Here is a 21931-nt window from a genome sequence, read left to right as displayed (position 1 = left end):
CTGCGGGGCTTGGCGGGGACCTCAGCGGGTGGGCGCCAACCGTTCGCGCAGCATGGCTACCACACCGTCGCAGGCGTCTTCGACGTAGTCGAGCACGGTTTCGAAGCCATCGCCCTCGCCGTAATAGGGATCGGGCACTTCCTCGGCAGGGTGCCGGGTGGCAAAGCTCATCAGCAGCCGGAGCTTGTCCGGGCTGACTTCGGGATGCAGTGTGCGTAGCGTGGACATATTGGCGTGGTCCATCGCCAGCACAAGGTCAAAGCGCTGGAAGTCCGCCACCCCCACCTTGCGCGCCCGCAGCGCGGACAGGTCATACCCGCGCTGCAGCGCGTAGCGCTGGCTGCGGGCATCGGGCGGGCGCCCGAGGTGATAGTCGTGGGTACCGGCGGAATCCAGTTCGACCTGCTCCGCAAGACCCGCGGCGATCAACTTGGCGCGCAGCACGCCTTCCGCCGTCGGCGAACGGCAGATATTGCCCATGCAGCACATCAGGATGGCGAATTTTTTCATCGGCATGATTTTACTTTGCCGATGATGTCGGCACTATGCCAACTGCACCGCCAGCTCCCGCCCTCTCTCCCAGCCGGCCGCTTCCGCCTCTTCCGGTGTCTTGAAGTGGTCCGTCGGTGGCGCGGTTTCCACCAGCGTGCCGGCCGCGCGGATATTGGTGCCGGGGCGGCAGACGCGCACCGTGTATTCCCACTCGATCGACGAACGGGGTTTCACCTGCACCTGGATCTCGTGCGTCTCGAAAACCCTCTTTTTCCATTCGCTGCTATAGGCCATGTCTTGTCTCCTGTGCTGCCGGCGACCCTTGGCCCGGGTCAGTTCACCTCGCCGGCATCGATTGTGCGCATGGCGGCAGCTTCGGCCAATGCCAGGGCCGCCTCCGGGGTGGCCGCCGCGCCGGTCTCCGATTCGAATGTCGGACCGCTGACCTCGCCGAACGCGTCGGCGATCGTCACAACGCCCGAAAACCCGCCTCCGGCATGCGGAATTGCCCGCGCCACCACCGCGTAACCACCGTATTCGAACTGTGTCACCATGGCGCGCTCCTCGTTGTTGACCGGCTCCGTCCGGCGTGGATGCCCCCGGACACCCTAGACACTATAGGATGTGATCGCCGCTCGCCCCGAACACCTGGGCGCGCAGCTTGGCCAGTTGGTCGCGAACCTGGGCCGCCTTTTCGAACTCGAGATTCTTGGCATGGTCGAGCATCTGCTTCTCCAGCCGCTTGATCTCCTTCGCGACCTGCTTCTCGCTCATGTCCTCGTATTTCGCGCGCTCGGCGGCTGCGCTCAGTTCCGCCCGGACCTCGTTCGGGTCATAGACCCCGTCGATAATGTCCTTGATCCGCTTGACCACGCCGCGCGGCGTGATGCCATGGGCCTCGTTATGCGCGATCTGCTTGATGCGGCGCCGCTCGGTCTCGTCGATCGCCCGCTTCATCGAATCCGTCATGCGGTCGGCATAGAGGATGGCGGTGCCGTTGACGTTCCGGGCGGCGCGGCCGATGGTCTGGATCAGCGAGCGCTCGGCGCGCAGGAAGCCCTCCTTGTCCGCATCGAGGATGGCCACCAGCGACACCTCGGGAATATCGAGGCCCTCGCGCAGCAGGTTGATCCCCACCAGCACGTCAAACGTGCCAAGACGCAGGTCGCGGATGATCTCCACGCGTTCCACGGTATCGATGTCCGAGTGCAGATAACGTACCTTGACGCCGTTCTCGGACAGGAATTCGGTCAGCTGCTCGGCCATCCGCTTGGTCAGCGTGGTCACCAGCACGCGATCGCCGGCCTGCACGCGGATGTTGATCTCGGATAGCAGGTCGTCCACCTGGGTCGTGGCCGGGCGCACCATGATGATCGGGTCGACCAGGCCGGTCGGCCGCACCACCTGCTCCACCACCTGCCCCGCATGGTCCTTCTCGAACTGCGCCGGCGTGGCCGAGACGAACATCACCTGGCGCATCTTGCGTTCGAATTCGTCGAATTTCAGCGGCCGGTTGTCCAGCGCGGACGGCATGCGGAAGCCGTACTCGACGAGCGTGGTCTTGCGCGCGCGGTCGCCGTTGTACATGCCGTTGAGCTGGCCGATCAGCACGTGAGACTCGTCGAGGAACATCAGCGCGTCCGGCGGCAGGTAATCGACCAGCGTCGGCGGCGGCTCGCCCGGCTTGGCGCCGGAAAGGTGCCGGGAATAGTTCTCGATGCCCTTGCAGAAGCCCAGTTCCGAGAGCATTTCCAGGTCGAAGCGCGTGCGCTGCTCCAGCCGTTGCGCCTCCACGAGACGATTCTCCTTGTAGAAGAAATCGAGCCGCTCGCGCAGTTCCACCTTGATGTCCTCGATCGCCCGCAGCACGGTATCGCGCGGCGTGACGTAGTGGCTCGACGGGTAGACCGTGAAACGCGGAATCTTCTGACGCACGCGCCCGGTCAGGGGGTCGAAGTACTGGAGCGAGTCGACCTCATCGTCGAACAGCTCCACGCGCACGGCCATCTCGGCGTGCTCGGCCGGGAAGATGTCGAGCGTGTCGCCGCGCACGCGGAACGTGCCGCGCTGGAAATCGGTCTCGTTGCGCGTGTACTGCATGGCGATCAGCCGCGCGATGATGTCGCGCTGGCTCAGCTTGTCGCCGGTGCGCAACGTCAGAATCATCTTATGGTATTCGCTCGGATTGCCGATCCCGTAGATCGCGGACACGGTCGCCACGATAATCGTGTCGCGCCGCTCGAGCAGGCTCTTGGTGGCCGACAGCCGCATCTGCTCGATATGCTCGTTGATCGACGAGTCCTTCTCGATGAACAGGTCGCGCTGCGGCACATAGGCCTCAGGCTGGTAGTAGTCGTAGTAGCTGACGAAGTACTCGACCGCGTTGCGCGGGAAAAACTCGCGGAATTCCGAGTACAACTGGGCCGCAAGTGTCTTGTTCGGCGCAAAGACGATGGCCGGCCGCCCCATGCGCGCGATGACGTTGGCCATGGTGAAGGTCTTGCCGGACCCGGTCACGCCCAGCAGGGTCTGGAACGACAGGCCATCCTCGACGCCCTCCACAAGCTGGCGGATGGCCTGGGGCTGGTCCCCCGCGGGCGGGAACGGCTGGTAGAGCTGGAACGGGGAGCCCGGAAAGGTGACGAATTTGTCTTCGTCCAGGACCGGGGCGACTTCGGCGAGATTCGTCATAGGGTAGGGAAAAACCTGAGGAAAAACTGGCGGATACGCTAGAATCTTGGGGTTGCGCGGACCCGCTTCAAGCATTGTGGCATCACGCTACTGTCAGTTCCTGTCAGTAGGGCCATCGACGCGATCCGCCAGCGCAGCCCGAAGCATTCTACGCCCTCCGTTTTGTTACACAGCTGACCACGAGAATCCAAATGAGTTTGTTTTCTGCCGTCGAGATGGCCCCGCGCGACCCGATCCTGGGCCTGAATGAAGCCTTCAATGCCGACACCCGCACCACCAAGGTGAACTTGGGCGTTGGCGTGTACTTCACCGACGAAGGGAAAATTCCCCTCCTGCGCGCCGTGCAGGAGGCCGAGAAGGCTCGCCTGGCCAGCGCCACGCCGCGTGGCTACCTGCCGATCGAAGGCATCGCCGCCTATGATCAGGCCGTGCAGACCCTGCTGTTCGGCAAGGAATCGGCCCTGATCACCGAAGGCCGCGTTGTGACGGCCCAGGCACTTGGTGGCACCGGCGCCCTGAAGATTGGCGCCGACTTCCTGAAGCGCCTGTACCCGGATGCCAAGGTCGCCATCAGCGACCCGAGCTGGGAAAACCACCGCGCGCTGTTTGAATCGGCCGGCTTCCCGGTCGTGAACTACGCCTATTACGATGCCGCCAGCCATGGCCTGAACTTCGCCGGCATGGTGGAATCGCTGAAGTCCTACGCGGCCAACACCATTGTCGTGCTGCACGCCTGCTGCCACAACCCGACCGGCGTGGACCTGTCGGAAGCCCAGTGGAAGCAGGTGGTGGAACTGGTCAAGGAACGCAACCTGATCCCGTTCCTGGACATGGCCTACCAGGGCTTTGCCGATGGCATCGACCCGGACGGCGCCGCCGTGCGCCTGTTCGCCAATTCCGGCCTGCCGTTCTTCGTCTCCAGCTCGTTCTCGAAGAGCTTCTCGCTGTACGGCGAGCGCGTGGGCGCGCTGTCGATCGTGACCACGAGCAAGGAAGAATCCCAGCGCGTGATGTCGCAGGTCAAGCGCGTGATCCGCACGAACTACTCCAACCCGCCCACGCACGGCGGCACGGTGGTGGCCACGGTGCTGAACAGCCCCGAGCTGCGCGCCATGTGGGAGCAGGAACTCGGCGAAATGCGGGATCGCATCAAGCTGATGCGCCATGCGCTGGTGGACAAGCTGGCCGCCAAGGGCGTGCCGGGTGACTTCTCGTTCGTGAAGGCCCAGCGCGGCATGTTCTCGTACTCGGGCCTGACCACTGACCAGGTGGACCGCCTGCGCAACGACCACGGTATCTACGCCGTGGGTACGGGCCGGATCTGCGTGGCGGCGCTGAACAGCCGCAACATCGACGCGGTGGTCAACGCCATCGCTGCAGTGTACTAAGCATCACAGCACGAAGGCTTCGGCGCATTGCACCAAAAAGCAACACGCCGTTTGCACCAGTTCTGACGCAGTGCCACATAAAAGGCGACGGGGAGGTCACTCCCGGTCGCCTTTTTGTGTCTGTAGGTGTCTGTCACCACGAATTCAAGCCAATGTCCTATTGTCTTCCCCGCTTGGCGGCGTAACTTGGAAGCGTATGCTGCAAAGCACGACCGTTCGATTGCGGGCATAATCCATCGGGCACAAACGCCCGACAGAAAGGCAACAGGTACCGGCATGCTTTACCAACTGCACGAATTCCAGCGCTCCATGCTGAACCCGCTGACCGCCTGGGCTCAGGCGACGGCCAAGACCTTCACCAACCCGCTCAGTCCTCTTTCCCTGGTGCCGGGCGCACCTCGCCTAGCGGCCGGCTACGAACTGCTCTACCGGCTCGGCAAGGAATACGAGAAACCGTCGTTTGACATCAAGTCGGTGCGCTCCAACGGCCGGGACATCCCCATCGTCGAGCAAACCGTCTTCGAAAAACCGTTCTGCAAGCTGGTGCGCTTCAAGCGCTACGCGGACGACCCCGAGACCATCAAGCTGCTCAAGGACGAACCCGTCGTCCTGGTCTGCGCCCCGCTCTCCGGCCACCACGCCACGCTGCTGCGCGACACCGTGCGCACCTTGCTGCAAGACCACAAGGTCTACGTGACCGACTGGGTCGATGCGCGCATGGTCCCGTCCGATGTCGGCCCGTTCCACCTGTCTGACTACATTTATTACATTCAGGAATTCATCCGCCATATCGGCGCGGATAACCTGCATGTGATCTCGGTCTGCCAGCCCACGGTGCCGGTGCTGGCCGCGATTTCGCTGATGGCGTCGAACAAGGAAACCACCCCTTGCACGATGACGATGATGGGCGGCCCGATCGACGCGCGCAAGAGTCCCACGGCGGTCAATTCGCTGGCGACCAACAAGTCGTACGAGTGGTTCGAGAACAACGTCATCTACACCGTGCCGGCGAACTATCCGGGCCACGGCCGCCGCGTCTACCCGGGCTTCCTGCAGCATGCCGGCTTCGTGGCGATGAACCCGGACCGCCACCTGTCCTCGCACTATGACTTTTACCTGAGCCTGGTCGAGGGCGATGCCGACGATGCCGAGGCGCACGTGCGCTTCTACGACGAGTACAACGCCGTGCTCGACATGGCCGCCGAGTACTACCTCGACACCATCAAGGAAGTGTTCCAGGAGTTCCGACTGGCCAACGGCACGTGGGAGATCGACGGCGCGCCGGTGCGTCCGCAGGACATCAAGACCACGGCCCTGCTGACCATCGAAGGCGAACTGGACGACATCTCGGGCGCCGGCCAGACCGCCGCCGCGCACGACCTGTGCACCGGCATTCCCAAGGCCAAGCGGCATCACATCACCGCGCCGAAGGCCGGCCACTACGGGATTTTCTCGGGCCGCCGCTGGCGCGAGAATATTTATCCGGAACTGCGCGATTTCATCCGTAAATCGCGCTGAAGCCAGCCGGACGCCGAATGCAAAAATGCCCGCGATGATCTCGCGGGCATTTTTGTTTTTCCGACCGGGATAACCGCTCAGCGCTTCTGCAGGAAGGCCAGCAGCATGTCCGTGTGCAACTCGGCAAAGCGCGCGTGCTCGTCTTCCGAAGCCACGTCGCGGCCAATTACCGCGCTGATGGTGTAGCGGTTGGACAGCACGTAGTACCCGAGCGCCGAAATGGTCAGGTAGAACTGGGGTACGTCCACGTTATCGCGGAACACGCCCTGCTGCTGGCCGCGCCGGATAATGTCTGCCAGCACGTTGACCACCGGATTGATCAGCTGGTGCAACTGGGCGGACTTCTTCAGGTGGCGCGCTTCGTGCAGGTTCTCGCTGTTGACCAGGCGGATGAACTCGGGGTGCTGGTAGTACCAGTCCCAAACGAAGCGGGCCAGCGTGCGGACAGCAGCGACCGGGTCTTCATCGGTCACGTGAAGCTGTTCCTCGGCGGCACGGAACTCGGCGTACTGCTTTTCGAGCACGGCCAGGAACAGACCTTCCTTGCTGCCGTAGTAGTAATAGAGCATCCGCTCGTTGGTCTCGGCCCGCCGGGCGATCTGGTCGACGCGTGCGCCGGCCAGTCCGCCCTTTGCGAATTCTTCAGTGGCGGCGGCCAGGATGCGCCGGCGCGTGCCTTCGGGATCCCGCTTGGTTTTTGGCTCGTTTGACATGGGTTCCGGAGTCGGTCGGTTGCGCGGGATTATATGGCACGGGCGAGCATATATTGCTCGTGCCTCGTCCAAAGATCCGCCACATATCGCCCAAACGGGTGAGGCGACGCCGTGGCGCGCCAATCATCGCCGGTTCTGCCGTTTCGGGAAATCGGGGATAATCCTTGCCGCGCACACGCCCGCAGAGGCGTGCAGAAGCGTTAGTCGTCCCTCACATCGTTCCTCGCAGTCGTGACCATCACCCTCAACGCCGCCGCCACGCTGGCGGACCGCCTAGAAGCCCTGCTGCCGCAAACCCAATGCACCAAATGCGGGTTCGATGGCTGCCGCCCGTACGCCGAGGCCATGGCCCGGGGCGAGGCCACACCCAACCGCTGCCCGCCGGGCGGCGCCGAGGGCATCGTGCGGCTGTCCGCCCTGCTCGGTGTGGCGCCGCGTGCGCTGGACCCGGAGCATGGCGTGGAGCAGTCGCGGGCCGTGGCGCGCATCGACGAATCGCGCTGCATCGGCTGCACGCTTTGTATACAGGCATGCCCGGTCGATGCCATCGCCGGCGCGGCCAAGCAGATGCACACCGTGCTGCCCGACTGGTGCACCGGCTGTGATCTCTGCGTGGCACCGTGCCCGGTGGACTGCATCGACATGATTCCGGTGACGGGCGACAAGACGGGCTGGGCTGCGTGGTCGCCCGCGCAGGCCGACGCCGCCCACACGCGCTACCTGGCGCGCCGCGCCCGGCTGGTGCGCGAGCGCGAGGAGAACGACGCGCGCCTGGCCGCCAAGGCCGCGGCCAAGCTGGAGGCGCTCCAGGCGGAACCCGTCATCTCCGATGCCGAGCGCGCCGCCCAGGACCGCAAGAAGGCGATCATCCAGGCCGCGATCGAGCGCGCGCGCCAGAAACAGGCGGCCGCCGCGCCGCGCAACACCGAGAATGTGTCGCCGGCCGTGCAGGCCCAGATCGATGCCGCCGAAGCCCGCCGCGCCAAGGCCGGCCTGACGCAGGCAACCCCCGACAACAACAAGAAGACTCCCGACGCATGAACGCCGCCAAGACCCGCGCGATCTTCGAAACGCTGCGAGACGTCAACCCGGCCCCGACCACGGAACTCGAATACAGCTCGCCCTTCGAGCTGCTGATTGCCGTGCTGCTCTCCGCGCAGGCCACCGATGTTGGCGTGAACAAGGCTACGCGCCTGCTGTTCCCGGTGGCCCACTCGCCCCAGCAGATGCTGGCGCTCGGCGAGGCGGGGCTGATCGATTACATCAAGACCATCGGCCTCTACAAGACCAAGGCCAAGCATGTGATGGAGACCTGCCGGATTCTGGTGGAGCGGCATGGCGGACGCGTGCCGCCGGACCGCGAGGCGCTGGAGGCCCTGCCAGGGGTGGGCCGCAAGACAGCCAACGTGGTGCTCAACACCGCGTTTGGCCAGCCGACCATCGCCGTGGATACGCACATCTTCCGCGTCTCCAACCGCACGGGGCTGGCGCCGGGCAAGAATGTGGATATCGTCGAGCAGAAGCTGCTCAAGGTGGTGCCGAAGGAGTTCCTGCACGACGCGCACCACTGGCTGATCCTGCATGGGCGCTACGTGTGCAAGGCACGCAAGCCCGAATGCTGGCATTGCGCCATCGAGCCGCTGTGCGAGTTCCGCGAGAAAACCCCGGCGCCGAAGGCGTAAGCCCCGGCGCCGGCGGGGATCAGACGATCCGGCAGGCTTCGTCGAACGACAGGCGCGGGCCGCGCGGATGCAGCTGGGCAGCGTCGCCGTAGCCCAGGTTCACGAGGAAGTTCACCGACCACTTGCCGTCAGGGAAGAACGCCGCGTTGACCTTGGCGGCATCGAAACCACCCATCGGGCCGCAGTCCAGGCCCAGCGCGCGGGCGGCCAGGATGAAGTAGCCGCCTTGCAGCGAGCTGTTCATCAGCGCATCGCGCGCGATCTTTTCGGTGTTGCCGGCGTACCACGCGCGGGCGTCGGCATGCGGGAACAGCTTCGGCAGTTGGTCGTGGAAGTGGTTGTCGAAGGCGATGATCGCGGTGACAGGCGCCGAGCGGGTCTTCTCGACGTTACCGGCAGACACGCATTCCAGCAGCCGGGCCTTCTCGGCGGCCGACTTCACGAACACGATGCGGGCCGGGCTGCTGTTGGCGGCGGTCGGGCCGAACTTCATCGCTTCATAGATCTGCTGCAGCAGGGCGTCGTCCACGTGCTTGTCCTGCCACACGTTGTGCGTGCGGGCTTCGGTGAACAATTGTGCGACTGCTGCCTGATCGATCGATTTCATTGCGCGTCTTCCCGGTTTCTGGATGAAAGAAAGCGCGATTGTACCGATCGATGCGCGGAAAGCCGAGCAACGGCTTTCACGATGTCCCTCAAATCCTTTCGTCGACGGCGGTGTCTGGCTGGGCGGTGCCGCTGGCGCGACGCGTGAGCCACAGCACCCCGGCCAGGATCAACCCACCGCCGATGGCCTGCGTGGCGCCAATGTGCTCGCCCAGCAACATTGCCGCCAGCAGCACCGTCACCACCGGCTCCAGCGTGGACAGCATCGACGCCTTGGAAGCGCCCAGCCGCTGCAAGCCCGCGAAGAAGGTCAGGATGGCCAGCACCGTGGAGACCAGCGCGATGGCGATCAAGGCGAGCCAGCCGCCGGCGTCGCCCGGGAACTGCGGCGGCACGCCGGCGCCAGTGCGCAGGATGCCGACCGTCACATAGACCACCGCTGCTGCGGTGCAGATGACCGTGGTGGTGGCGATGGCGTTGACGCCGGCCGTCACGCGCGCGCCCACCACGATATAGATCGAGTAGATCACCGCCGCCGCCACGCCCAGCGCGATGCCGAGCGGGCTGCCCTCCCCGCCGCCCACTGTCAGGCCGGCGCCGACCGAGCACAGCACCAGCGCGATCACCGCCGCGTTGGTCAGCTTTTCCTTGAGAAAGATCGCCGCGAGGATCGTCACGAACAGCGGGTAGAGATAGAGCAGCAGCGCCACGAGGCTGGCCTGCGCGTAGTTCAGCGCCGTGAAGAAGCAGTAGGACTGGCTGACGTAGCCGATGCCGCCCATCGCCGCCAGCGCCAGCACGCGCCGCCACGGCGGCAGACGGATGCCGCGCGTGCGCATGACCACGGCCATTGCCACGGCGGCGAGCACGAAGCGCACCGCCAGCAGGCCATAGACATCAGCGCCGGCGGCATAGGCGTAGCGCGCGAAGATCGCCATGGCCCCAAAGGCGCTGGCGGACAGCGCAATCATCAGCACGCCGGCGAGCGTGTGGCGGGCCTGGCCGAGGGTGGCGGAAGCGGTCATGGGCGGTGCGAAGAAGCGGGAAGGAGACACCAGGAAGCCCGCATTCTACTTGTGCGCGGCGGGCGGCCGGCAGCGTTCGGAGGGCTCGTTTACAATACCGCCCATCATGTTCAATCCCTCAAGAGAAGAAGTCCGCCGGTTCTTCTGCGACGCGTGGCAGAAACGGGTGGCGGGCAATGTCCTCACCCCGCTCGAAGTGATTGCCGTCGACTGGATCGACGAGCATCCCGAATACCACCCGCTGCTGACCGATACCGAAGGCGCGCTCACGCGCGACTACACGCCCGAAGGCGGCCAGACCAATCCGTTCCTGCATCTGGCGATGCACCTGTCGATTTCCGAACAGGTGTCGATCGATCAGCCGCCCGGCATTCGCGCGGCGTATGAGGCACTTTCGCGGCGACTCGATTCCCAGCACGAGGCCCAGCACCAGATCATGGAATGCCTCGGCGAAATGCTCTGGAATGCACAGCGCACCGGTATGCCGCCAGATGGGCAGGCCTACGTCGACAATATCCGCCGCCGCGCTGCCGGCTGACCGGCTTACCCCGCACTTTTCACACCAACAATTCGTCACAAGATGCCCGCGAGCCACGTGTTAGGCTGTCGGGCATTCCAAACTCTGACGTGTCCCCGGCCCCTGCGCCGACGCGACGCGCACGATCCATGTCTCTCTCCGTGCCTCGCCGCGCCGGCTTCGGCAGCGCGGCTCTCCTTTCGTTCGCCCTGTTGGGCCCGATTTCCGCGCACGCCGCCGTCTCGCTGCTGCAACCGCCGCGCGTGATCGACGGCACGCGCCCCTTCACGCTCACGCTGCTGGTCAGCGCCGACCAGTCGACGCGGCGCTACGCGGTGCCCGATACGCTCCAGGTGAGCGCCACCGGCGATCTCGCCGCGCCCGTGCGGATCGAGATGAAGCGCACCGGCGGCGGCCCGTCCGTGCTGAACCTGCGCCACGGCGACATCCGCACCATCACCTATACCGCCGACTGGCCGGCCGGCATGCGTGGCCAGGTGCGGCTCGACGTGGCCGGCATCGACGCCGCGCCGGTCGTCGTCTCGCTGAACCGCGCGCCGCTGCCGGGCGAAGTCCCCGCTGCACCCGCCGTAGCGGCCACGGCCCCGGGCACCGCCGCGACGGAGCACAAGGATCTGGCTTCCGCCCAAGGCACGCCGCAGCCGGATGGGGCAACCGTACCCGTCACGCCGATCGTCACCGCCGCCAACGGCGGCACGCCGGGGCCCTCGCCGGCCGACCTGCGCGACGCGCAGCGCCTCTCGTTCAACGAGCCGATGTACCTGATGTTCGGCGGCCACGACGGCGCCAACGCCAAGTTCCAGATCAGCTTCAAGTACCGCCTGTTCGAGGGCGAGAACCCGACCTCGAAGAGCGTGCTGGACAACCTGTACTTCGCCTACACGCAGTTCTCGCTATGGGACCTGCACGACGAATCGCGCCCGTTCCGCGACACCAACTACCGGCCCAGCCTCTATTACTACCTGTCCGATACGGGCGTGAAGAACAGCGTGATCAGCCGACTCTCGCTGGCCACCGGTTTCGAGCACGAGTCGAACGGGCGCGATGGCGACCAGTCGCGCAGCGTCAACACGCTGTTCCTGAAGCCGACCATGTATTTCGGCGACCAGACCGACTGGCACTGGCGCGTGGCGCCCAAGGTATACGCCTACGTCGGCAAGAGCGACAACGAGGACATCGCCCACTATCGCGGCTACATGGACCTGCTGGTGGCCTATGGCCGGCCCGATTCGTGGGAGTTCGCCGCCACGCTGCGCAAGGGCACGCGCAAAGGCTATGGCAGCGTCGACGCGCAGCTCACCTACCCGCTCGCGCGGCTGCTGCCGGGCACGGCGGGATACCTGATGGCCGGCTACTTCTACGGCTACGGCGAGAGCCTGCTCGACTACAACCAGAAGACGCCGTGGCAGTTCCGTATCGGCTACGCGCTGTCGCGCTGATCAACCGGCCAGCGGCTTGCCCTCGGCCTTGAGCCGCGCGTTAGCCACGGCGGCCGTGAACTGGCCGTGGCCGTGCCAGCCCGTGGCGCGGCCCAGCTTCTTGCCCCGCTGGAAGAACATGAACACCGGAATGCCGTGCAGGCCGAAACGCTTGCCCAGCTCGGGGTGTTCGTAGACGTTGGCGTGCAGCCAGCGCAGGTTCAGCGCCCGAATCGGGTCCGGGTTGGCGAGCATCGCCTTCTTGGCCATCTCGCAGTTGAAGCAGTCCACGCCCCAGAAGAACACGCAGACCAGGTCTTCGCCGGCGGCGGCGATGGCCGCGTCGATGGTGCTCCCGTCGACAGCCTGCATGGCGAAGGCGTCGAAGGCGCGGTGATCGAGATGATCGGGATGGGGGGATTGAGCGTCGTCTGACATCGCAGGGTTCCTGGAAACAACAACGCCCGGGCGTTCAGGCACCGGGCGTCGGGTCAGGCTTGGGGGTTTCCGGCTTGCGCGGGATTTAGCGCGGCGCCGAGACCGTCACCAGTGCCGGGCGCAGCACGCGCTCGGCAATCATGTAGCCGCGCTGGAGCACGTTCACCACGGTGTTGGGCTCCTGCTCGGACGGCACCATCGAAATCGCCTGATGACGATGCGGGTCGAACTTCTCGCCCACCGGGTTCAACTCGACGATCTTGCCGCGCTCGAAGGCGGCGGCCAGCTGGCGGGCGGTCAGCTCCACGCCTTCGCGCAGCTTCTTGAGGTCGCCGGTGTTGTCGGCCAGCGCAGCCTGCAGGCTGTCCATCACGGGCACGAGGTTGTCGGCGAAGTTCTCGATCGCGAACTTGTGTGCCTTGCTGACCTCGTCCTGCGACCGGCGGCGGATGTTCTCGCCCTCTGCCGTGGCGCGCAGGAACAGCTCGTAGTTTTCCTTGGCCTTGGCCTCCAGGTCGGCCACCTGTTGCGTGAGGCGGGCCACGTCATCGCCGGCCGGGGCGTCCGTGCCAGGCTGCTGGGCGCGCAGGGCATCGTCCGCCGCCTGCGGCGTGCTCGAAGCTGAAGATGGCGTCTGGGTCTGGTTCTGTTCTTCCATGTCGATCCGTATCAAATCTAAAACTCGGCCCGCCTGGCGCAGGCCGTCGGGTGGGTCGGGATGCCAAACCGGCAAGTCTAGCCGCAGTTGGCGCCACTCCCCGTTTTTTCAAGTGTGAAGGGGGCGAGACGCCGAAATACGCGGTTACAAAGCCGTGATTGATGCAATCTGGTGTTCATTGCTTTGCTGCAACGCAATGACTAAGATCTATCAATGAAAAATGACAAAAATAACGGGAGCACGCTGTGAATCATTTTGGTGCATCCTTCGGAAGGTTCGCCATGCACAAGCTGCCTGTTGTTACCGTGTGCCTACTCGCCGCGCTGTCGGTGATGACACTCTTCATCTGCGCCTCCGGCGCGTTCACGCCGCGTGAAACCGAGTATGGCAGCGGCAAGGCGGTGTTCAAGCACTACATCGTTCCGTACTTCCCGTACAACCGCTGAATCCCTAATTTCTGAAATCGTCGATCCGGCGCCGGTCGCGCTTGGTCGGGCGGCCCTGTAGCTGCGCCGTCGGCTCAGGCTGCATGCGCCGCCGTTCCGCCTCTTCCTGACGCCGGGCCTGGCTTGCCGGCGTTTCTGCATACAGCGTCTGCGCCACGGGCGCCGACCCGCGCGAGGCGGCCACGCCCTTCACCTCGATCTCCCAACGCTGCTGGTGCGCGTCGATCATCACGGCGTCGCCGGGCTTCACTTCGCGTGAATTCTTGACCGGCTGGCCGTTGACCTCCACCCGGCCCCGCTCCACGGCCTCGGCCGCCAGCGAGCGCGTCTTGAAGAACCGGGCGCACCACAGCCATTTGTCGATGCGTTGCCGGGCACCCGCCTCGAAGTCCACATCCATCGTCTAACTCCTTGATTCCTTACGCCGCGGCACCGCGGGTCTGCGCCCGCGAGCGCCGCGCTTCCAACTCGTGCGGATGCGGCTGGCGCAATGGCCAACCTTGCAGATGCTGCAGCGCGATCTCGGCCAGCCCGGCAATCCAGTAGTCCGCATCATTCAGGCAGGGAATGAAATGGAATTCCTGGCCGCCCGCCACGCGGAATTCGGACTGCCCTTCCATGGCGATTTCCTCGAGCGTCTCGATGCAATCGGCCGGGAAGCCGGGGCAGAACACGTCCACGCGATGCGTGCCGACCTTGCCGAGTTCGGTCAGCGTCGGCGCGGTATAGGGCTGGAGCCATTCCGCCTTGCCGAAACGCGACTGAAACGTCACTTGATACTGACCCGCTTGCAGGCCGAGCGCCTCCCCCAGCATCCGCCCGGTCTTCAGGCATTCGCAATGGTAGGGGTCCCCCAGATCCAACAATCGGCGCGGCAGGCCGTGGAAGGACAGGATCAGCTTGTCGCCCCGGGCAAAGTCCGGCATGCCGTGCTGCGCCCAATAACCGCTCACCTGCTGCTGCAGGGCCGAAATATAGGCCGGATGATCGTGAAAGTGCTTTATCAGTCTCAATTCCGGCTGATTTCGCCAGCCGGCGAGCACGCGAAAGACCTCGTCGAACGCGGTGGCCGTGGTCGTCCCGGAAAACTGCGGATAGAGTGGCAATAACAGCACTTGTTCCGTACCCTGCCGGCGCAGGGCCTCCATAACCGAAGCAATCGACGGATTGCCGTAGCGCATGGCGCAGGCCACGGTCACGTCGTGGCCGAGCCGGTGCATGTGCTGCTGGAGCGCGTGGGCCTGACGCTCGGTGTGCACCAGCAGCGGCGAGCCGGTCATGTGCGCCTCGCGCAGCCAGATCGATTCGTACTTCATGGCCGAAGCGCGCGAGCGGAACGGCAGGATCAGCCCGTGCAGGATCGGCAGCCAGGCCAGACGCGGGATCTCGACCACACGGGGGTCGGACAGGAACGCCTTCAAATACTGCCCCACCGCCTTGGGCGTGGGCGAATCCGGCGTGCCCAGGTTGATAAGCAGGATGGCCGTGCGGGGCGCCTGGCCATGCTGGTAAGCCGGTTCTGCCGAGAACGTCATAGGGTTTCCGGAAATGGCGGGCGCCACGCACGCGCTGTCACGTGGCGTGCCCGCAAGCTGCCATCAGTTCTGGGAGAGCGCGCTCGAGAGCAGCCGCGCGGTGATGTCGACGATCGGGATGACCCGTTCATAGGCCATCCGCGTCGGGCCGATCACGCCGAGCGTGCCGACGATCTGCCCATCGACACCATAGGGCGCGGTAATGACGGCCATGTCTTCGAGCGGCACGAGCTGGCTTTCGCCGCCGATGAAGATCTGCACGCCCTGCGCGTGGCTCGAGACATCGAGCAGCTGCAGCAGGTTGGTCTTGTGTTCGAAGACATCGAACAGCCGGCGCAGCTTGTCCATGCTGGACGACAGGTCTTCCACCTCGAGCAGCTTGCGCTCGCCGGAGATGAACACCTGGTCGTCATCCTCGGCCATGGCGCTGCTGCCCGCCTCCACGGCGGCCTGCATCAGCGCTGACATATCGCGGCGGATGTCCTGCAATTCCACGCGCAGATGGCTGCGCACTGCATCGAAACTCATGCCGGCGTAGTGGGAATTGAAGAAATTGGCCGCCTCGATCAGCTGGGCGGGGGTGTACGGCAGTTCGGTCTGGATGATGCGGTTCTGGACGTCGCCCTCGGGGCTGACGATGATCAGCAGGATGCGCTTCTCCGACAGGCGCATGAACTCCACCTGGCGGAACGACTGGCCCCGGCGCGGCGTCATGATCACGCCGGCAAAGCGGGAGAGGTTCGACAGCGTATGCGCGGCGGCCGTGATCATCCGCTGCGGCCCCAGCTGCTGTCCGCCCAGCTGGCCCTGGATCTGGCCGGTCAGCGCGGCCAGTTCGGCGGTCATCTCGATGGTGCCGCCCTCCAGCGGGCGCGCCGTGAGCATCGAATCGACGAACAGCCGGTATCCGCGCGGCGTGGGAATCCGGCCGGCCGACGTATGCGGGCTGGCGATGAACCCCATTTCCTCGAGGTCGGACATCACATTGCGGATGGTCGCCGGCGAGAGATCGAGACCCGAGTACTTGGACAGGGTGCGCGAGCCCACGGGCTGGCCTTCGGCGATGTAGCGCTCGATCAGGGTCTTGAGAAGCGTTTTCGAACGTTCGTCCATAGTGCCCCGATTTTAAACAACTTTCCCCGGTTCGGGCGGGCTTCGCACCGGTGCGTGCCCGCCTACTGACAATGGTCACGGCGGTATGGTCTAATCCCGGCATGTCTGCCCCCCAGAACCCAGCCATCGCCCCCGCCGCCGCGCCCCGCGCCGCGTTCCAGACCGTTGCCCTGGTCGGCCGGTACGCGACCGCCGGCATCGAGGGCCCGCTCGAGGAACTGGCCGCCGTCATCTCGCGCAACGGCCAGGACGTGGTGTTCGAGCGCGAAACCGCGCAGGCGACCGGCCTCTCCGGCTACCCCGTCTTCTCGGCCGACGAGATCGGGCGCGAGGCCGACGTGGCCGTGGTGCTCGGCGGCGACGGCACGCTGCTGGGCCTGGCCCGCCAGCTGGCCGGGCTCAATGTGCCGCTGATCGGCGTGAACCATGGCCGGCTGGGCTTCATGACCGACATCCCGCTCGAAGACGTGACGCGCGCCCTGCCCGAGATGCTGGCCGGCCGCTACGAGGCCGAGACCCGCATGCTGCTGGAATCCCGCGTGATCCGTGACGACGGCGTGATCTTCTCCGCGCTGGCGTTCAACGACGTGGTGGTCAACCGCTCGGGCATTTCCGGCATGGTCGAGCTGGCGGTCTCGGTGGACGGCTATTTCATGTACAACCAGCGTTCGGACGGCCTGATCGTCTCCACGCCCACCGGTTCCACCGCCTACGCGCTGGCCGCCGGCGGACCGATCCTGCATCCTACGCTGTCTGGGCTGGTACTGGTGCCAATTGCTCCGCACGCGCTGTCCAATCGCCCGATCGTGCTGCCGCACGACGCCGAAGTGACGATCGAGGTGGCCACCGCGCGCGACGCGAGCGCCAATTTCGACATGCAGTCTCTGACCTCGCTGCTGCAGGGCGACCGGATCGTCGTGCGCCGCTCCAGCAAGACCGTGACCCTGTTGCATCCTGTGGGCTACAACTACTACGCCACGCTGCGCAAGAAGCTGCACTGGCACGAATACCCGACCGAGGACAACCGGCTCTGAGCCGGCCCCCACTCCCCCCAAGGCCACGATGCTCCGCAGCCTGTCCATCCGCGATTTCGTCATCGTCGATACGCTCGACCTCGACTTCACCACCGGCTTCACCGTCTTCACCGGCGAGACCGGCGCCGGCAAGTCCATCCTGATCGATGCACTGGCCCTGGTGCTCGGCGAACGCGCCGACGCCGGCGTGGTGCGCGAAGGCAGCACCCGCGCAAGCATCAGCGCCACCTTCGGCACGCACGCGGCGCTGGACGCCTGGCTGGCCGAGCGCGAACTGTCCGGCGACGAAACCGGCCTGGACGGCGAAGGCACCGTGCTGCTGCGCCGCACCGTCGATGCGGGCGGGCGCAGCAAGGCGTTCATCAACGGCACGGCGGCCACGCTGACCCAGTTGCGCGAGGTGGGCGACCAGCTTGTCGACATCCACGGCCAGCACGCCCATCAGCTACTGCTCCGCCCGGACGCCCAGCGCCACCTGTTCGACGCCCACGCAGGCCTGACCGAACAGGCCGGCGCGGTGGCGGAGGCGTGGCGGGCCTGGCGCGCCTGCGTGCGCCAGCGCGAAGCCGTGGAGTCGCAATCGCGCGAAATGCAGCTCGAACGCGAGCGCCTGGAATGGCAGGTTGGCGAACTCGACAAGCTGGCGCCGCAGGCGGGCGAGTGGGAAGAGATCCAGGGCGAATACAACCGCCTCTCGCACGCGGCCGGCCTGATCGACGGCAGCCGCGCCGCGCTGGACGCGTTGTCCGAGGCCGATGGCGCCGTGCTGTCCGTGCTCAACAGCGTGGTGCACCGCATCCAGCAACTGGCCGATGTCGATCCCGCGCTACGCGACGTGCTCGCCGCGCTGGAACCGGCGCAGGTGCAGGTCGAGGAAGCCGCGCATTCGCTGACGCGCTACGTCGACCGGCTCGAACTCGATCCGGAACGCCTGCAGGCCGTGGAAGCGCGCATGCAGGCACTGCACACGGCGGCGCGCAAGTATCGCCTGCCGCCGGAGCAACTGCCGGACGAACTACTGGCCCGCCGCCAGCAACTCGACGACCTGCAGTCCGCGCAAGACCTCAACAAGGTGCTGGCCCGCGAGGCCGCCGCGCGCGCCGCCTACCTGACGCTGGCGCGGCACCTGTCCGCCGCACGCAAGACCGCCGCCAAGGCGCTGTCCGGCGCCGTCACGGACGCCATGCAGGGCTTGTCGATGGCCGGCGGCACCTTCGTGGTGGCGCTGAACCCGCTCGACGAGGCCGAAGGCCAGAGCCACGGGCTGGAGCAGGTGGAATTCCTCGTCGCCGGCCATGCCGGCGTGACGGCGCGCCCGCTGGCCAAGGTGGCGTCCGGCGGCGAACTGGCGCGGATCAGCCTCGCCATCTCCGTCATCACGAGCGAAGCCGCGCCCACGCCCACGCTGATCTTCGACGAGGTGGATACCGGCATCGGCGGCGCCGTGGCCGAGGTGGTGGGCCGGCGCCTGCAGGAACTGGGCCGCGCGCGGCAGGTGCTCTGCGTGACCCACCTGCCGCAGGTGGCGGCGCAGGCTGGCACGCACCTGCTGGTCAGCAAGGAGACGGCCGACGCCACGAAGGCCCGGGCCGCCGTCACGCGGTCCAGGATCCGCGTGCTCGACACCGAGGGCCGTGTCAACGAGACCGCGCGCATGCTGGGCGGGGCCACGGTCACCGCCACGACGACGCAACACGCGCAGGAGATGCTGGCGCAAGGGGCACGCGCTGCGGAACTGGCCGCGAGTCCTGCGGCCAACCAGGCCAGCACCACCCCGCGCGAAGGGGGCTCGCGCCGCCCGCGCCGGGCTGCTGGCTAAAGCCGCACCGTCGCCACGTCCGCATCCCGCTATATATATAGATACAGATTTCAGGAGCTTCGCCCCATGACCGCTGGTCAGTCCCCGCAACACCCCCGCCGCAAGGTCCTGGCGATGGCGCTGGCCGCCGCTGCTTCGCTGGCATCGCTGGGCGCCGTCTCGGGCTGCGCGTCGGAGTCGAAATCGTTCGCCCCGCCGCGCGGCAGCATCACCGACGACCGCGCCATCGGCGACATCCTCGTCAAGTTCACGCCACCCGAGGTGATGGTGTCCGAGGATGCCGGCAAGCTGCTGGCGACGATCGAGGGCCCGGTGCGGTACGTGGTGAAGCGGCCGATGTCCGGTGGCGTGTGGCTGGTCACCGCCATCACGGCCGCGCCCGACATCACGCTCGAGCAGGCCGTGACCACGCTCCAGGCCGCGCCGCGCGTGGAATCGGCCACGTCGGACCGCACGCTCAAGCCGCATCGCACCATGCCGACTTCCCGGGACATGCCCGCACAATAAGGCGCCCGTTTTCCTGTAGGTTGTAGCTCAGCAGTTCAGCAGTTCGCATCGCACTACCAACGCCCCCAGGAGTCGTAGATGCCACACCACACGCTGAAGCGCGGCCGTCGCGCCGCCCAAGGGCTGTCCGCCGCACTGCTGGCGGTAGCCGCCTGCTGGAGCCTGCCGGCGACCGCGCAGGGCGCCGCCGGAGCGCGGGCCGCGCCGGTCTACACGGGCAACTACATCGTGCGCTGGCGGGACGGCAGCCAGCCCGCCACCTCCACCCAGATGTCCACCCAGATGCGCAACGTGGAGGCCAACACGGGCCTGGCGCTCGGCGTGAAGCGGTCGATGGCGGGCACGCTGCAACTGATGAGCGTGACCGACACCAAGGGCGACAACCCCGAAACGGTGGCGAAGCGACTGCGCCAGGACCCGCGCATCGCCGATGCGGTGCCCGACCGCTGGCTGCGCCTGCACGACTCCATTCCCAACGACCCCGAATTCGCCAGCGCCCAGACCTATATGGCCCTGCCGAGCCAGGTCGTGGGCGCCGCCAACCTCACACGCGCCTGGGACCGCTCGCGCGGCAACGCCAGCATCGTGGTGGCCGTGGTCGACACCGGCTACCTGCCCCACCCGGACCTGATCGACCGGCTCGTGCCTGGCTACGACTTCATCAGCACCACCGCCGTCTCCAATGACGGCGATGGCCGCGACAGCGATCCGATCGATCCGGGCGATTTCGTGCCGGCCGGCCAGACGTGTCAGGACGGCAGCGGACAGGCCAACAGCACGTGGCACGGCACGCGCGTGGCCAGCGTGCTGGGCGCGCTGACCAACAACGGCGTGGGCATCGCCGGCGTGGACTGGGCCGCGCGGATCCAGCCGGTGCGCGTCTCGGGCCGCTGCGGCGCGCTGTTGTCCGATACGGTCGATGGCATGCGCTGGGCCGGCGGGCTCGCCGTGCCCGGCGTGCCGGCCAATCCGACGCCCGCCAAGGTCGTCAATATCAGCCTGGGCGGCGGCAGCTGCTCGTCCATCGAACAGCAGGCCGTCAACGACCTGAACGCCGCCGGCGTAGTGGTCGTGGCCGCAGCCGGCAATTCGGCCGGTGCCGTGGAAGCCCCCGCCGACTGCACCGGCGTCATCGCCGTCACCGCTCACGCGAACGATGGCGAGAACGCCAGCTTCGCCAACGTCGGCCCGCAGGTCGCCCTGAGCGCCCCGGGCGGCGGCTGCGGCAACTCGCGCGTGGTCATGGTCGGCAACACACCCACCTGCTCCACGCCCGGCGGCTCGTCGCTGATCCGCACGCTGAGCAATTCCGGCACGACCACCGCCGGCAACTTCGTCATCAGCAACTCGGCCGGCACCAGCTTCGCCGCGCCGATGGTCTCCGGCGTGGTATCGATGATGTTCGCGGTCAACGGCGCGCTGACGCCAGCCCAGGTCACCGCTGGCCTGAAAAGCTCCGCGCGCGCCCATCCCGCCAATACCTACTGCACGGCCAGTGCCAACGTCGGCAAATGCGGCGCAGGATTGCTGGACGCCGACGGCGCGCTGGTGGCCGCCGCGAACCCGGCCGCCACGGCAACCCCCGCCCCCGCGCCGGTGGCCTCGGATAGCGGAGGCGGGGGTGGTGGCGGTGGGGCCATCGCGCCCTGGAGCGCGGTGGTGTTGCTGGGAATTGGGGTGGTGGGATTTGGGATGCGGCGGCGGGTTCGCTAGCGCCCCGCGTCATTCCCGCGCCGCGTGCGCCACCATTCCTGCAGGACCCAGCACGCCAGCCCGGCGATTGCGCCGGCTGCGTGGGCCGCGCGGACGATGCTGAAGCCCCAGGAGGGGTCGAAGACGAGAGCGGCGAGCCAGGACTGCTCGGTCCAGACTTTGCCGATCACCACCAGGCAGGTGATGACGCCGATCACGCGCGAGACGCCTGGGGCTTGCAGCAGGCGCAGGCCGGTCCAGAGGGCCAGGCCGTGGAGCGCGCCGGAGAGCCCGCCGTACCAGCCGACCGAGGGGATTCTTAGCAAGGCCACCTGCACGGCCAGCCCGCTGATGACCAGCACGGCCAGCATCTCGCGGATGCGGGTGGCGCGGCCGGCCAGCAGCAGCAAGCCTGCGGCCGCGGCCAAGTCGACCAGATAGTGGCGCCAGTCCAGATGGACCCACATTGCCGTGGCCAGGCGCCACCACTGGCCGTCCAGCCGCACGGCATCGCGCAGGTACAGCCCGTGGGCGTGCAGCCAGGGGACGAAGGTGAACAGCGCGGCCACCCCGGCCACACCGGCGATGGTCGCCAGCATGGCCGGCCAGCCGTGGTCG

Annotated in this window: 24 protein-coding genes; 11 read left to right on the top strand and 13 right to left on the bottom strand. The window is 66.5% G+C overall.

Annotation, left to right across the window (positions count from 1 at the left end; all coding sequences use genetic code 11):
• Positions 1-21 precede the first annotated feature (21 nt).
• The 4 genes from BM115_RS08330 to uvrB all read right to left on the bottom strand — a co-directional run bounded on the left by BM115_RS08330 (position 22) and on the right by uvrB (position 3183).
• Positions 22-510 carry a low molecular weight protein-tyrosine-phosphatase gene (locus tag BM115_RS08330; RefSeq protein ID WP_092293287.1) on the bottom strand — a complete coding sequence of 163 codons (489 nt, stop codon included), beginning with the start codon at positions 508-510 and terminating at the stop codon, positions 22-24.
• A gap of 33 nt (positions 511-543) precedes the next feature.
• Positions 544-786, bottom strand: a complete 243-nt coding sequence (locus BM115_RS08325; protein WP_092292567.1) for a hypothetical protein — start codon at positions 784-786, stop codon at positions 544-546.
• A gap of 38 nt (positions 787-824) precedes the next feature.
• The gene (locus BM115_RS08320; protein WP_092292565.1) at positions 825-1046 is read right to left on the bottom strand and encodes a hypothetical protein; all 222 of its coding nucleotides are present in this window, start codon (positions 1044-1046) and stop codon (positions 825-827) included.
• Positions 1047-1107: 61 nt separating this feature from the next.
• The gene (uvrB, locus tag BM115_RS08315) at positions 1108-3183 is read right to left on the bottom strand and encodes an excinuclease ABC subunit UvrB (protein WP_092292563.1); all 2076 of its coding nucleotides are present in this window, start codon (positions 3181-3183) and stop codon (positions 1108-1110) included.
• A 191-nt stretch (positions 3184-3374) separates the two neighbouring features.
• Between uvrB and BM115_RS08310 the strand changes: the two genes are divergently transcribed.
• Together BM115_RS08310 and BM115_RS08305 are read left to right on the top strand one after the other, a co-directional pair.
• A complete protein-coding gene (locus tag BM115_RS08310; protein WP_092292561.1) occupies positions 3375-4571 on the top strand; it encodes an amino acid aminotransferase in 1197 nt (398 codons plus the stop codon).
• A 276-nt stretch (positions 4572-4847) separates the two neighbouring features.
• Positions 4848-6089, top strand: coding sequence for a polyhydroxyalkanoate depolymerase (locus BM115_RS08305; RefSeq protein WP_092292559.1), 1242 nt, complete (start codon positions 4848-4850; stop codon positions 6087-6089).
• A gap of 77 nt (positions 6090-6166) precedes the next feature.
• On the opposite strand, the gene BM115_RS08300 is transcribed toward BM115_RS08305, so the two are convergent.
• Positions 6167-6802 (bottom strand): TetR/AcrR family transcriptional regulator, encoded by a 636-nt coding sequence (locus BM115_RS08300; protein WP_092292557.1) that lies wholly within the window; start codon positions 6800-6802, stop codon positions 6167-6169.
• A gap of 231 nt (positions 6803-7033) precedes the next feature.
• Here BM115_RS08300 and rsxB point away from each other — a divergent pair, with 231 nt between their 5' ends.
• The gene (gene rsxB / locus BM115_RS08295) at positions 7034-7843 is read left to right on the top strand and encodes an electron transport complex subunit RsxB (protein WP_092292555.1); all 810 of its coding nucleotides are present in this window, start codon (positions 7034-7036) and stop codon (positions 7841-7843) included.
• Positions 7840-8484, top strand: coding sequence for an endonuclease III (gene nth / locus BM115_RS08290; RefSeq protein ID WP_092292553.1), 645 nt, complete (start codon positions 7840-7842; stop codon positions 8482-8484). Before rsxB ends, nth begins: the two co-directional genes overlap by 4 nt.
• A 19-nt stretch (positions 8485-8503) precedes the next feature.
• Here nth and BM115_RS08285 read toward each other — a convergent pair whose 3' ends face one another.
• Both BM115_RS08285 and BM115_RS08280 read right to left on the bottom strand, forming a co-directional pair.
• A complete protein-coding gene (locus BM115_RS08285; protein ID WP_092292551.1) occupies positions 8504-9091 on the bottom strand; it encodes a malonic semialdehyde reductase in 588 nt (195 codons plus the stop codon).
• Between the two features lie 88 nt (positions 9092-9179).
• Positions 9180-10115: a DMT family transporter gene (locus BM115_RS08280; RefSeq protein WP_092292549.1), complete on the bottom strand. Its 936-nt coding sequence runs from the start codon at positions 10113-10115 to the stop codon at positions 9180-9182.
• A 106-nt stretch (positions 10116-10221) separates the two neighbouring features.
• Here BM115_RS08280 and BM115_RS08275 point away from each other — a divergent pair, with 106 nt between their 5' ends.
• Positions 10222-10653 (top strand): DUF1841 family protein, encoded by a 432-nt coding sequence (locus BM115_RS08275; protein WP_092292547.1) that lies wholly within the window; start codon positions 10222-10224, stop codon positions 10651-10653.
• A 128-nt stretch (positions 10654-10781) separates the two neighbouring features.
• Positions 10782-12092 (top strand): phospholipase A, encoded by a 1311-nt coding sequence (locus BM115_RS08270; RefSeq protein WP_092292545.1) that lies wholly within the window; start codon positions 10782-10784, stop codon positions 12090-12092.
• On the opposite strand, the gene BM115_RS08265 is transcribed toward BM115_RS08270, so the two are convergent.
• Both BM115_RS08265 and grpE read right to left on the bottom strand, forming a co-directional pair.
• Entirely contained in the window at positions 12093-12509 is a 417-nt protein-coding gene (locus tag BM115_RS08265; protein ID WP_092292543.1) for a thioredoxin family protein, read from the bottom strand.
• A gap of 85 nt (positions 12510-12594) precedes the next feature.
• Complete coding sequence (gene grpE, locus BM115_RS08260) at positions 12595-13167, bottom strand: nucleotide exchange factor GrpE (protein ID WP_092292541.1); 573 nt, start codon at positions 13165-13167, stop codon at positions 12595-12597.
• Between the two features lie 281 nt (positions 13168-13448).
• Here grpE and BM115_RS27265 point away from each other — a divergent pair, with 281 nt between their 5' ends.
• Positions 13449-13613 (top strand): hypothetical protein, encoded by a 165-nt coding sequence (locus tag BM115_RS27265; protein WP_177219874.1) that lies wholly within the window; start codon positions 13449-13451, stop codon positions 13611-13613.
• Positions 13614-13617: 4 nt separating this feature from the next.
• Here BM115_RS27265 and BM115_RS08255 read toward each other — a convergent pair whose 3' ends face one another.
• The 3 genes from BM115_RS08255 to hrcA form a co-directional block, all read right to left on the bottom strand.
• Positions 13618-14013, bottom strand: a complete 396-nt coding sequence (locus tag BM115_RS08255; RefSeq protein ID WP_092292539.1) for an RNA-binding S4 domain-containing protein — start codon at positions 14011-14013, stop codon at positions 13618-13620.
• 19 nt (positions 14014-14032) lie between these two features.
• Positions 14033-15148, bottom strand: coding sequence for a ferrochelatase (hemH, locus tag BM115_RS08250; RefSeq protein WP_092292537.1), 1116 nt, complete (start codon positions 15146-15148; stop codon positions 14033-14035).
• Positions 15149-15211: 63 nt separating this feature from the next.
• Positions 15212-16261 (bottom strand): heat-inducible transcriptional repressor HrcA, encoded by a 1050-nt coding sequence (gene hrcA, locus BM115_RS08245; protein WP_092292535.1) that lies wholly within the window; start codon positions 16259-16261, stop codon positions 15212-15214.
• 101 nt (positions 16262-16362) lie between these two features.
• Between hrcA and BM115_RS08240 the strand changes: the two genes are divergently transcribed.
• From BM115_RS08240 to mprA, 4 genes are all read left to right on the top strand, one after another.
• On the top strand, positions 16363-17295 hold the full coding sequence (locus BM115_RS08240) for an NAD kinase (RefSeq protein WP_092292533.1): 933 nt from the start codon (positions 16363-16365) through the stop codon (positions 17293-17295).
• A 28-nt stretch (positions 17296-17323) separates the two neighbouring features.
• Positions 17324-19114, top strand: a complete 1791-nt coding sequence (gene recN, locus BM115_RS08235) for a DNA repair protein RecN (RefSeq protein WP_092292531.1) — start codon at positions 17324-17326, stop codon at positions 19112-19114.
• Between the two features lie 66 nt (positions 19115-19180).
• Positions 19181-19621, top strand: a complete 441-nt coding sequence (locus BM115_RS08230) for a hypothetical protein (protein ID WP_092292529.1) — start codon at positions 19181-19183, stop codon at positions 19619-19621.
• Between the two features lie 78 nt (positions 19622-19699).
• Positions 19700-21334, top strand: coding sequence for an MprA protease, GlyGly-CTERM protein-sorting domain-containing form (mprA, locus tag BM115_RS08225; RefSeq protein ID WP_092292527.1), 1635 nt, complete (start codon positions 19700-19702; stop codon positions 21332-21334).
• Here mprA and rrtA read toward each other — a convergent pair.
• Positions 21331-21912: a rhombosortase gene (rrtA, locus tag BM115_RS08220; protein WP_092292525.1), complete on the bottom strand. Its 582-nt coding sequence runs from the start codon at positions 21910-21912 to the stop codon at positions 21331-21333. The genes mprA and rrtA overlap by 4 nt on opposite strands.
• Between the last annotated feature and the right edge of the window lie 19 nt (positions 21913-21931).

The organism is Cupriavidus sp. OV096 (assembly GCF_900115455.1).
Lineage (GTDB): Bacteria > Pseudomonadota > Gammaproteobacteria > Burkholderiales > Burkholderiaceae > Cupriavidus.
This window is presented reverse-complemented; position numbering and strand designations above follow the sequence as displayed.